The organism is Terasakiella sp. 4MB5A, from assembly GCF_050058155.1.
GTDB lineage: Bacteria > Pseudomonadota > Alphaproteobacteria > Rhodospirillales > Terasakiellaceae > Terasakiella > Terasakiella halodenitrificans.
The window spans coordinates 3069074-3081216 of record NZ_CP188815.1; the positions used below are offsets into that span (position 1 = coordinate 3069074).

General features: G+C 48.2%; 10 protein-coding genes. All 10 read left to right on the forward strand.

Features of this window, described 5'->3' with window-relative positions; all coding sequences use genetic code 11:
- Positions 1-10: 10 nt before the first annotated feature.
- Entirely contained in the window at positions 11-871 is an 861-nt protein-coding gene (locus tag ACI0FF_RS14500; protein ID WP_419797502.1) for a hypothetical protein, read from the forward strand.
- The gene (locus tag ACI0FF_RS14505) at positions 822-1778 is read left to right on the forward strand and encodes a hypothetical protein (RefSeq protein WP_419797503.1); all 957 of its coding nucleotides are present in this window, start codon (positions 822-824) and stop codon (positions 1776-1778) included. Before ACI0FF_RS14500 ends, ACI0FF_RS14505 begins: the two co-directional genes overlap by 50 nt.
- A 205-nt stretch (positions 1779-1983) precedes the next feature.
- A complete protein-coding gene (locus tag ACI0FF_RS14510; protein ID WP_419797504.1) occupies positions 1984-3780 on the forward strand; it encodes a flagellar hook-length control protein FliK in 1797 nt (598 codons plus the stop codon).
- Between the two features lie 24 nt (positions 3781-3804).
- Entirely contained in the window at positions 3805-4842 is a 1038-nt protein-coding gene (locus tag ACI0FF_RS14515) for a flagellar hook assembly protein FlgD (protein WP_419797505.1), read from the forward strand.
- 119 nt (positions 4843-4961) lie between these two features.
- Positions 4962-7139 (forward strand): flagellar hook-basal body complex protein, encoded by a 2178-nt coding sequence (locus tag ACI0FF_RS14520; protein WP_419797506.1) that lies wholly within the window; start codon positions 4962-4964, stop codon positions 7137-7139.
- Between the two features lie 300 nt (positions 7140-7439).
- Positions 7440-9071 carry a flagellar basal-body MS-ring/collar protein FliF gene (gene fliF / locus ACI0FF_RS14525; protein ID WP_419797507.1) on the forward strand — a complete coding sequence of 544 codons (1632 nt, stop codon included), beginning with the start codon at positions 7440-7442 and terminating at the stop codon, positions 9069-9071.
- Positions 9072-9083: 12 nt separating this feature from the next.
- Complete coding sequence (gene fliG, locus ACI0FF_RS14530; protein ID WP_188661687.1) at positions 9084-10103, forward strand: flagellar motor switch protein FliG; 1020 nt, start codon at positions 9084-9086, stop codon at positions 10101-10103.
- Between the two features lie 18 nt (positions 10104-10121).
- Positions 10122-10949: a hypothetical protein gene (locus tag ACI0FF_RS14535; protein ID WP_419797508.1), complete on the forward strand. Its 828-nt coding sequence runs from the start codon at positions 10122-10124 to the stop codon at positions 10947-10949.
- A 67-nt stretch (positions 10950-11016) separates the two neighbouring features.
- On the forward strand, positions 11017-11316 hold the full coding sequence (gene fliN / locus ACI0FF_RS14540) for a flagellar motor switch protein FliN (protein WP_417821525.1): 300 nt from the start codon (positions 11017-11019) through the stop codon (positions 11314-11316).
- Positions 11317-11327: 11 nt separating this feature from the next.
- On the forward strand, positions 11328-12134 hold the full coding sequence (locus ACI0FF_RS14545; RefSeq protein WP_419797509.1) for a motility protein A: 807 nt from the start codon (positions 11328-11330) through the stop codon (positions 12132-12134).
- The last annotated feature ends 9 nt before the right edge of the window (positions 12135-12143 follow it).

Below are 12143 nucleotides of genomic sequence, written 5' to 3' on the forward strand. Positions count from 1 at the left end.
TTCCGGTAATTTGCAAGATCAACCAAAGGCCGAACTTCTCCCATATACCAACGAAAATGTCTACGAGCTGTTATGGCGTTTTCGTGAGGATATTTTTACAAAAATTATAGAGAGTTCACCTCAGAATATATTCGAAGTCTTTGCACAATTTGATAACTTTCAACAAGAGTATGAGCTTGCTGTACCCACTGTACTGTATGAAAAAAAACAGTATTTACGTGGTGATATCAAGGTTAAAAGAAATCCTGAGTATGTCCCTTCAGAACTGAAGTTTCAAATTGATACCCGCCTCGCCGTTTTGAAAATGCTTTGTGACGATACCATTGACTGTGTCGTTGAACTTGGTTGTGGCTATGGCCGTCGTATCCTTGAACTTATGGTTATCCTTCAACAGCCCCAAATTGCCTATATTGCGGCTGAATATACCAAATCAGGGCGCCGTATCACAGAAAAACTCGCACAATCTTTCTTTTCACAAACTGATATTACGGTTCCATTTGTTGACCATAACCAGGCACTTTTTCCATTTATGCCACAGGATAGAAATGTACTTGTGTATACGTGCCATTCGCTTGAACAAATACATGAACTTCCTCAAGACTATTTTGTAAAACTAGCCCAAAGCACGCCTCATATCAAAGGTGTGCATATAGAACCCTGTGGATTTCAATTTATCTCTCCTGCTGAACGCAGCCTTGAACAGATCAAACATCACGCCTTCATGTCACACCAGAATTATAATTTAAATATGGTCGATGCCCTGGAATATGCTCAAAAACAGGGTGTGATAAAAATTGAACATACCGAAATCGACTTTTCTCATGAACAACCAGAAAACCCATCTTCATGGGTTTACTGGACAAAGTGTTGATATAGAGGCCTTCATGGACTTATTGTATAGTGTTGATGTCGAACTCCCGGAACTGCTGGAAGACACAAACGAAAACACATATGAAATATGGTGGGCCGTCCGTGAAGGGCTGTTCACAGAGATACTGGCTCACAATCCCCAATCAATTTTTGAAGCTTTTGCTCAATTTGATAGTTTTGAAAAAAAACACACACTATCGGCAGAAAAAATCCTCACCACAAAAGAGGGAGAGGAAAGCGAAAAATGGTACTTAACGGGAAAAGTAAATGTACTTGCCAATCCACAAATTCCAGACGAACCCCTGACATATAATTTAGATACCCGTCTTGCTGCCGTAAAGATGTTCTGTAATCCAGAAATCGAAACGGTTATAGAGCTCGGCTGTGGGTATGGTCGACGATTAATTGAACTTTTTGTCATTCTTCAGCGCCCGGATATTCACTTTATTGGCACAGAATATACATCATCCGGCCGACGTATTTTCAATATGCTCAGTAAACATTTTTTTCCCACACTCCATTTTTCAGATGATTTTGTAGATCACAAACTATGTAACTTCCCCTTTATCAACCCTGATAAAAATACATTGGTTTTCAGCTGTCACTCATTGGAGCAAGTTGCACAACTCCCTCTCGATTATTTTGTTAAACTTGCTCAATCCTGTAGATCAATTTCTGGGATTCATATTGAACCTTTCGGCTTTCAGGCTGTCGCAGAATCTCAAAAGACCAATGATCAAAAGGCACACGAGCGCGAAACAACTGAAAAAGGGTATAATACAAATATGATAGAGTGCCTTAAGTATGCAGAAAAACTCGGCGTTCTGGAAATAATTCATACCGAAGTTGATTTTAATGAAGAGCAGAAAAATAATCCTTCTTCCTGGGTTGCTTGGAAGAAAAAATAAAGCATCTCCCCTCTGACCGGGAATTTTTTACCTAGGCGTCTCGTTTATCGGCAAATTCAGCACCTAGATCAGCTGTAAAACACATTATCTGCCTTTCCAAAATAAAATATATTAAGCATTTTCAATATCTTATAAAAAATAAAGCTATCTGGCACACCCCTTGCATTTAATCCGTCGATGAACCGGAACTTGCGAGGACGCGATCATGGATAATATAGCGGTTAACGCGAAAAATAATGGAACTGTTGCCCCTGTGACAGCTCCTTTGGCACAAACGACAAAGACAAAAGGCACAAACACTGCAGGCTTTGCCGATTTGCTCGCTTTTTCCAGCAGCAATATGAGCACGTCCTTAAGCATGTCAGCTTCCAAGTCATCCAACGAGCCTGCCTATGATGCGCGTGCAGATAAAGGCTATGATGAGTCTTACGACGATAAGGCATCCAAAACAGTCGACGCACGCAACGATGATGATGTCGCAAGTGATCGTACAGATAAGTCGGACAACACCCGCACAGAAGATCGCCCGGATGATCGTACAGACGATACACGTCGCGATGCCAGCGATGATAACCGTGAACGTTCAGAACGTGACGATGCCCCGCAGAAAGACGCGGACGCAGGCGACAAGCCGAAAGCAGATAAGAACGAACAAAAAGAAACAGCTGAGGCCAACGGCAATAGCTCAAACGATACGACAAAAACGAGTGAAGCCGGATCCAACACCGAAAATCAAGGTAACGACCTTGCCGATGCTGCCGCCAATGCAAATCTGGGACAAGCCGCTGCAGCCACCGCACAAGGTGCAACAGACCCATCGCTGGTTGCTGCCGTTGCATCAACGCAGCAAGCCAACACCCAAGGCAACACAGCAAAAACCGGCACTCAAACAACCGATCCTTTAGCGGTGGATGCAAACGCAAAAAATACAACAACACAAACAACGACCACACAGAGCACCGCCCAACAAGGACAGGCCGGTCAACACGGTAATGCACAAAATCAATCTCAACAGCAAACCCAGGTCAATAAAGGCGAGCAAAAAGAGATTAATCCGCAGCAAGCCACACAACAGCAAAGCACCGCACAACAGCAAGCTGCAGATTTGTCCAAAAAAATGGGGCAAAATCAACAGGCAAATGTTCAGGTCAACGTCACAGAAGCAGCCGCAACGACAACGTCTCAAACATCGACTTCGTTATCCAATACATCCAGCGTTGCCGCCAACACCAATCAGGCCGGTGTATCAACTCAAAATGGACAGCAACATAATAATACGCAGTCTAATCTGGGGCAAAATGCACAAGCAGGTCTTGCCAATGCACAAGTGCAAAACAATCAAAATAATTCTGCACAAAACACCCAAAACCAGAACTTCGCCAACATGGTGAACGAAGCAAAGGGTGCACAAGTCGCGGCAAAGGGAACAGGCGCACAAGTGGCCCAAACAACGGTTGGCGCGGAAACAACGCAAACCGCAACGACCACACAGGCCCAAGCCAGTAACCAGACCCAACAGACGGAACAAGCCAAAGCAACACACGAAGCCAAACAGCATGTTCACACAACGGCAAAACCTGAACAGATCAATGTTGAGATTGCCAAGGCCGCAAAGGCTGGTGCTGATCGCATCAACATCCAACTCAAACCGTTGGAATTGGGGCGTATCGAAGTTCAACTGGACATGACTGGAGCAAAGGTCACCGCAACAGTAACAGCAGATCGCCCCGAAACGCTGGAGATGTTGAAACAAGATGCAAAAGCATTGGAAAAATCCATGCGTGAAGCAGGTTTGGACATGGGCGACATGAATTTTAATTTACGCCAACAAAATAACGAAGGCCAACAAAGAGCACAAGGCAATGGGTCCGGCAATCTTGGTAACGATACATTAAATGACGCACCTGTGCGCGGTGAAGATATCACAACCGCCGAACAGGAAGCACTGGAACGTCGCGCCCAATTACGCGCTGCCTATGGCGGCGTGGATCTAAGCGCTTAAGGACGAAAGAAGAAAGGTTGAACGATGGCTGACTCAATTTCTGGATTAGGCGCTGCTGCAGTTGCCGGCCAATCACGAGCCGAAACGGACCGTCAAAAACTCGCCGATGACCTCGACGATTTCATGACGCTTCTGACCACTCAGTTGCAACACCAAGACCCGTTGGACCCTATGGATGCCAACGAGTTTACAACTCAATTGGTGCAGTTTGCCAGCGTGGAACAGCAAATTTCACAAAACGCCAACCTTGAAACTCTTATTAAAGCACAAGAAACCTCGCAGTTGTCCTCTGTCGCCAGTTATGTTGGACGGATGGCAGAAGTCAAAACCAATCAGGTTCAGATTTACAACGGTGAAGCTGAATTCAACTATGTTCTTCATAAAGATTCTGTCGGCACTCTCATTAATATTCAGGATGATAACGGGCGTACGGTCTTCTCCGGTGAAGGTAATCTGGCCGCTGGTAAGCATGGTGTCCTTTGGGATGGTACGGACCTGAGCGGCAACAAACTGCCGGATGGTCTCTATAAACTGACCGTGACCGCACTGGATGCAGATGGTGCACCGGTTGATGTCACCACCACAGCGGTTGGTAAGATCACAGGTGTCTCTTATGCCGGTGACGAGCCTGAGTTAATCATGACGAACCAAGCCGTCAAGTTGGCCAATGTCATCTCGTTGAAAGAAGAAGCTGTTGAATTGTCAGAAGTTGACTCAATCGCTGCCGCACAACTGAAAGCCAAAGCATCCTCACAAGACGCAACGGCCAGTGCTGAATCGGCCAAAGCTTCCCACGAAGCAGCCGCTGCAATCGCAGAAGCAAACCCTGTGACAGAGATCGAAGCACAAGCAATTAAAGCGGAAGAAGCAGCCAAGTTAGCCACAGAAGCACAAACTGAAGCAAACGAAGCTTATCAAACCGCCCAAAATGCAACCAGCTCTGCCCTAGCGGCTGAAGCGGCACAAACAGCAATTACCGCTGCCGCCAAAGCCTCTAAGGCAGCGTCCGAAGCCTCTCAAGCCTATGCAAAAGCCAAGGCACTTGCCGAAGCCGCCACATAGACTGAACAAATGATAAAAACGAAGCACAAGCTTCAACAAATAGAGAACCAGTGACCTAGAACGGGTGACTTAAACGATAAGCAAGAATGCTAAAAAAACATTCTTAATGGAGATAAAAGATGAGCTTATACGGCGCACTTTTTTCCGGTGTATCAGGCCTTCAAGCACAATCCAGTGCGATGGGTGCCATTGCTGATAACGTGACAAACGTCAACACGGTCGGCTATAAATCGACACAGGTCAATTTTCAGACACTGGTGACCAAACAAGCCTCCCTGACTAAATATTCCGCAGGTGGCGTTCAATCAAAACCTCGCCAAGGCGTTGATGTGCAGGGACTTTTGCAATCCACAACATCTGCAACCGATATTTCTATTTCAGGCGGCGGCTTCTTTATTGTGAACGAGTCCGGCAGCCCGTCCACAGGTGATATCTATGCTTATTCCCGTGCGGGTTCTTTCCGTGTGGATAAAGAAGGCAACCTGCAAAATACATCTGGTTATTACCTGCAAGGCTGGCCGCTACAAACATGGGATGGCTCGACACAAGCCGTTCAGAAAAACGTTGGTGGCAGCACCTATATGAAATCCTACCAAAACTCATCCGGTGACACGGTTTATATTAACGATAACATCGTTGATAACACAAACCTGCGTCCGCTTAACTTAAAAACCATTGGCGGGACGGCTGTTGCAACCACAACCATTTCAATGGGGGCAAACCTGCCTTCTTCTGCTGCCGTCGGCACTTCACACAAAACAGACGTATTGATTTACGACTCATTGGGTGCCCCGCACAATATCAACCATACTTGGAGCAAACGCGCCTCCAACTCATGGGATTTGTCGGTTATTCCCCCCAAAGGGGCTGCAACAATGGTTGTGGAAGATCAAACCACGACACGCAATAACTATATGTCCCTTGGTCGTCTGGATTTCCAAAGTGTCCCGGATGTCGGGACAACGATGGATATGACAGTTGACGGTACGGTTTATCGTATCGCGTTTGGTGCTGCCGATGTGGACTCTATTCACCAGAACACCATTACAGTTGGTGCGCAACCTGCAGATGGGGAAACCTATCAAATTGATATCGGTGGTACCGTTACCACGTTTGAATTTGATAGCAACAACACCCTGACAGACCCGACACGCACACGCGTTGTCATCGGCCCGGACACCACCACCACCGCCAGTAACCTTGCAAATGCTATCGAAGCCGCAATGGATACAACAGGTGGAACGGCGAACTGGACCTCGCAGGCCGGTAACGTGATTACTTTTGAACAAACAAACAATGTCGCTGTTTCATTTACCGACGGAACAGGCGGTGATGTCACCTTTGCTGCCGGCGCTGCAATCGCAACCACAGCCCGCGCTGGCTTAACCCCTGTCAACGCACAGGAAATGTCCATTAACGTCAACAACCGATCCCTGTCACAGATCATGGATGAAGTTGCCAACCGCGTTCAAAAAATTCTGCAATACGAATATGGCGGCACACCAAAATCACCGCCGCAACTGTGGGCAGAACGTATTGGCGGTGACACGGGCGTTTTCTTCCATAACGGATCAACAGCCAACGACATCACAATTGATGCCTCGCGTTTGACGGCAGGCGGTGTCACAGCCGTCACCCAGAACACAGCCTTTACCGTTGAACGTTTGGACTCATCGGTCGCATGGACCGGTGCAAGTAATTATACCGTTGAATTCAACGGTGATGGTACACCGAACAAGTTCTTCGGCACAGATGAAGCCACCGCATCTGACCCCCGTATCCAGTATAAAATTGATTGGGCAAACGGGGCGGAAGATATGGATGGTACAGAAGGTCCCGCCCTGTCTGTTGCCCTTGGTAACTACAACGTGGCCGATGGTTTAACACAGTTTGGCGACACCTATCAAATCAACTACATTTCCCAAAACGGTGCCTCATTCGGTAACTTTGCCGGGGTGACAATCGGTGAAGATGGCGTTGTGACAGCCTTGTTTGATAACGGTGTAACACGTCCGGTCTTTATGATCCCGGTTGCCACAATGGTGAACCCGAACGGCATGGACAGTCTGTCCGGTAACGTCTGGATCGAAACGGATTTCTCCGGTCAACCGACCGTACGTGAAGCCGGTTCTGCCGGGTCCGGGTCCGTACAACAATCTTCATTGGAAGCTTCCACCGTTGATTTGGGGGAAGAATTCACCTCCATGATCACAACCCAGCGCGCCTATAGTGCTGCGGCCAAGATCATTTCCACATCGGACGAGATGTTGGAAGAACTGTTGAGAGTGAAACGTTAAGCCCGTCTCATTCTTGACAATCTCCGATTTTTATCGGTTCTCTTTAAGACTTGGCCCCGGTGTTTTTACGCCGGGGCATTTTTCTTTTACAGAGGCAAAAAAACACTAGAATCATTGAGCTTTTAAGGCCATTTTAGAGAAGCTGAGTCGGTTAAAGAATCCAATGGGCAAAATTTGCCGGGTTATTAACCTCTTGTTTAGGGTAATCGCGTTAAATTCTATTGTGTAGCATCATACGCGGGTCGTACCTGCGGACTATATGAGAGACTTAAAACAGGTACATCGGAAGGAACGCATCAAGTGAGCGGTTTTGTAGACACATTAAAAAATCTCGGACCACAGCGACTGGCTGTCGTCGGTGGTGTCATATTGGCTCTGGTTGCCTTTTTCATTTATTTGATGACCCGTTTGGGTACACCGCAAATGGAATTGCTTTATTCCAACCTGAATACAGATGACTCACAACAAATTGTCGCGATCCTGGCACGCGAACAAGTTCCTTACGACGTCGCGAAAGAAGGAGCAGAAATTTTTGTATCCTCCGACAAAGTCGGTCCCATGCGTCTTAAAATCGCTGAAAACGGCCTCCCCACTGGTGGGTCTGTCGGATATGAAGTTTTTGACGGTGCAGACACTGTCGGCTCTACTAACTTTCAACAGAATGTCAATTTGGTCCGCGCATTGGAAGGCGAACTTGCCCGAACCATCCGTTCCATCAATAATGTAAAAGCCGCCCGTGTCCATTTGGTATTGCCGCGTCGTGAATTATTTTCGCGCGAACGCCAGCAGCCCAGCGCTTCTGTCATTTTAAAGATGATCAATGCCGAACGATTAAGCAAAGAGCAAATCACCGCCGTTCAACATTTGGTCGCTTCTGCCGTACCAGATCTGAAACCCGAACGGATTTCTATTGTCGATGACAAGGGCACACTTCTCGCCCGTGGGTTCGACCAACCCGGCAATGCCGACAAAGCGCAAGAAATTGAAAACCAGCGCCTGCAAAAACAAGAAGCTATTGCGCGCCGCATTGAAGGGTTACTGGAACGCACCGTCGGTTTTGGTAAAGTCCGTGCCGAAGTTTATGCAGATATGGATTTTTCCCGCGAAACCTCTGTCGAAGAAGAATACAATCCCGAAGGTCAGGTGGTACGATCCAGTTCCACTATGGAAGAAAACGAACAGAGTAACGAAAGCGAAAACGATATGTCTGTGACAGTTGGCAACAACCTGCCAGATGCACAAGACAATGGCGGCGGCACGTCTGCCGGTTCCAGCGCCAGCCGCACACAGGAAACCGTTAACTACGAAATTTCCAAAAAAATCATTAACCGCGTGCGCGAAACCGCTGTGGTCAATCGCTTGTCTGTTGCTGTTTTGATCGATGGTGTTTACACCCCGGCAGAAGACGGAAGTGTTACGTATGAGCCGCGCAGCCAAGAAGAAATGGATCAAATTTCAACTTTGGTAAAAAGCGCGATTGGCTTTACACAGGATCGCGATCAGGTTGATGTCATCAACATGCGCTTTGCCGCTGTTGAAGACATTGATGATGCACCTGAAATTGTCTTCTGGATTTTCACCAAAGAAGAACTCATGCACTACGCCGAAATGGTTGTCCTTGGCCTTGTTGCCCTGCTGGTCATCCTTTTGGTAGTTCGCCCGCTTATCAAACGTGTCTTCGAACAACAAGCAGCAGCCGAAGCCGCTGCCTTGGCAGAAGCCGAACAAGAAGCGTTGGCTGGTCCGGGTGGTGTCCCTGTCCCATCAGATACCGTAGCTGAAGAAGACGACAGTTTCGAAGAGCTTATCGATATCGACCGCGTAGAAGGTCGTGTAAAAGCGTCCTCCGTCAAGAAAGTCGGCGAAATCGTCGAAAAACACCCGGAGGAAGCACTCGCCATTATTCGCAACTGGATGTATCAGGAAGGTTAAGGGTAGGATACAATGGCACGCGTAAAAGACGATTACCGCAGTTTAACAGGTCAAGAAAAAGCCGCCATTTTCATGTTGTCGCTGGGAGATGAACATTCCGGTCGACTGTTTGAAATGATGGATGATGAAGAAATCCGTGAGCTTTCTCAGATCATGGCCTCGCTGGGTTCCGTCAGTTCCACTGTTATTGAACGTCTGTTCGTCGAATTTGCCGATCAACTGTCTTCTGCCGGTTCTCTTGTCGGTACGTTCGACAGTACGGAACGCTTGCTGAAAAACGCCCTGCCCAAAGACCGTGTTTCCGCCATTATGGAAGAAATTCGCGGCCCAGCCGGCCGGACCATGTGGGACAAACTCGGCAACGTTCATGAAGCCGTCCTTGCTAATTATTTCAAAAACGAATACCCGCAAACAGTTGCTGTTGTTCTCTCAAAAATCAAACCGGACCACGCCGCACGCGTTCTTTCCTTATTGCCTGAAAACTACGCCATGGAAGTTATCATGCGCCTGCTGCGCATGGAGGCTGTCCAGAAAGAAGTCTTGGACGGGGTGGAAAAAACCCTGCGTTCAGAATTTATGTCCAACCTGGCACGCACCCAACGTCGTGACAGCCACGAATTAATGGCTGATATCTTCAACAACCTGGACCGCAACACGGAAAACCGCTTTATTACCGCCTTGGAAGAACGCAACCGCGAGTCTGCCGAACGCATCAAAGCCCTTATGTTCACCTTTGACGATCTCGTACGTGTGGATCAATCCGGTATTCAAATTCTGCTGCGTCAGGCCGAAAAAGACAAACTGGCCATGGCCTTGAAGGGCGGGTCCGAAGAGGTCAAGGAACTCTTCTTCAAGAATATGTCCGAACGGGCCGCCAAGATGATGCGCGAAGATATGGAGGCAATGGGACCCGTTCGCCTACGCGATGTGGACGAAGCACAAGCCGAAATCGTTGTCGTCGCCAAACAATTGGCGGATGCCGGCGAAATCAATATTTCTCAACCGGGCGAAGAAGACGAACTCGTCTTCTAATTGGAGTATGTGTGACTTATGAGCACCGTCAAAAGATACATGTTCGAAAACCGAAATTTCGACCCGGATTACGACCCGGAAGCTGATCACAGCTACGCCTTTGACGAAGACGATGAAAGGCCCCGCCCTCAGCGCGAGCGCGAACTGGACGAAGATGAAGACGACGAAGAGGTTGAGGCTCCCCCCCCACCGACCTTCAGCGAAGAAGAAGTTTTAGCCGCCCAACAAACTGCATTTGATGAAGGCAAAGCCGCCGGTCTGGAAGAAGCAAACGCCCAATTCGAACGCATGATAGCAACCGCACTGACCCAAATTTCACAAACAATCCCTGCCGTTTTCGCAGCTCATAGCAAGAGTCAGGAAGATCACGAAGCCCACGCTTTATCCGTTGCCAATGCGGTTACGAAAAAGATCATTCCCGCCTATGCAGAAAAACATGGATTGGACGAAATTCTCAACGTGGTTTCCAAATGTCTGGAACCTTTACGTGCTGAACCGCGTATCATTGTTAAGGTGCATGAATCATTGCGCGAAGACCTGCATGAAAAACTGGTTAAAATCGCCGACGAGCTGGGCTTTGACGGACGGATTGTCACGATGGCACATGACAATATCCTGCCCGGTGATTGCCGCATTGAATGGTCTGAAGGCGGCGCAGAGCGTAACATCGAAAATATGTGGCAACTAATTGACGAAATTGTAGAACGAAACTTGACGCAAGGCACCAATCAAGGCGAAACTCATAATCAGGCGGACGCACCCTTGTCGAACGCACAAGATGCATCGGCCGAAAACCGGTCTGATCAAGAACACGCCGGAATAGAGGAGACATCATTAGATGGCTGACGAAGACAACAACTTGGAACTCAACAATCTGGACAATATGGAAGGCCCAATGGCCCCAGAAAGCCAGATGGGACACTCCGGCCCCAGCATGGGCGCACCGGTTCAGGACTTACCGACCAGTGCCCGCGAGCTGGAAGCTGTTTATGATATCCCGGTCCGTGTCTCTGCCGTTCTCGGTAAAGCCACAATGCCAGTGAGCGACCTTTTAAAACTGGGACGTGGCGCCGTCGTCGAACTTGACCGCAAGGTCGGTGAGGCGATTGACATCTATGTCAACAACCGACTTGTCGCCCGTGGCGAGGTCGTCGTGGTTGAAGAGCGCCTCGGCGTTACCATGACAGAGATCATCAAGTCGGATCGGAGCTGAGTAACAGAAACATGAACGAAGGCGAAGGTATCGGCGGCGGCAAAGCCTCTTTAGATAGCGCAACCATCATTGGTCTGATTGTGGCCTTTGCCTTGGTTGGCGCAGCTATTGTCTTGGGTGGATCACCGGAATCCTTTTTCAACCCCCCTTCCATTTTGATTGTCATTGGGGGAACCATTGGGATTACCACGGTCTGTTTTTCTCTCGGCGAAATGTTACGTGCCGGTCAATTGATCTTCAAAACAGTCCTGTATAAAAATCAAAACGCCAGCACAGTGGCCATTCAAACCATACGCATTGCCGAAATTGCCCGCAAACAAGGCGTTTTACAACTGCAGGGTGTTCTCGACGATATCCGGCGTGAAGCTTTTTTTCACAAGGGATTGTCTTTGGTTGTAGATGGCACCCCGGCAGACGAAGTCGAAAATATGATGATCGGTGAATTGGAAGCCATGGCCGGGCGTCATCATAAAGGAGCCAACATTTTACGCAAGGCTGCCGAATTCGCGCCCGCAATGGGATTGATCGGGACTTTGATCGGTCTGGTGCAAATGCTCGGCAACCTCGATGACCCCAGCACCATTGGTCCGTCTATGGCGGTTGCTTTGCTGACAACCTTCTATGGTGCGGTCTTGTCAAACATGGTACTTATGCCGCTGGCGGCAAAACTGGAGCGAAATTCCGACGATGAATTGCTGATAAACCAGCTCTATATTCTCGCGACAGCATCCATCGGACGTCAGGAAAACCCACGCCGTCTGGAGATGATGCTCAACAGTATTCTGCCACCGAACCGTCGCGTTCAATATTTCGATTAACGCAGATAT

What these genes read in the sequence shown, in the direction of transcription:
- ACI0FF_RS14510 (WP_419797504.1), top strand. Translation starts at nt 1,984, where the DNA reads ATGGATAATATAGCGGTTAACGCGAAAAATAATGGAACTGTTGCCCCT.
- ACI0FF_RS14520 (WP_419797506.1), top strand. Translation starts at nt 4,962, where the DNA reads ATGAGCTTATACGGCGCACTTTTTTCCGGTGTATCAGGCCTTCAAGCA.
- ACI0FF_RS14505 (WP_419797503.1), top strand. Translation starts at nt 822, where the DNA reads ATGAACAACCAGAAAACCCATCTTCATGGGTTTACTGGACAAAGTGTT.
- ACI0FF_RS14545 (WP_419797509.1), top strand. Translation starts at nt 11,328, where the DNA reads ATGAACGAAGGCGAAGGTATCGGCGGCGGCAAAGCCTCTTTAGATAGC.
- ACI0FF_RS14515 (WP_419797505.1), top strand. Translation starts at nt 3,805, where the DNA reads ATGGCTGACTCAATTTCTGGATTAGGCGCTGCTGCAGTTGCCGGCCAA.
- fliG (WP_188661687.1), top strand. Translation starts at nt 9,084, where the DNA reads ATGGCACGCGTAAAAGACGATTACCGCAGTTTAACAGGTCAAGAAAAA.
- ACI0FF_RS14535 (WP_419797508.1), top strand. Translation starts at nt 10,122, where the DNA reads ATGAGCACCGTCAAAAGATACATGTTCGAAAACCGAAATTTCGACCCG.
- fliN (WP_417821525.1), top strand. Translation starts at nt 11,017, where the DNA reads ATGGGACACTCCGGCCCCAGCATGGGCGCACCGGTTCAGGACTTACCG.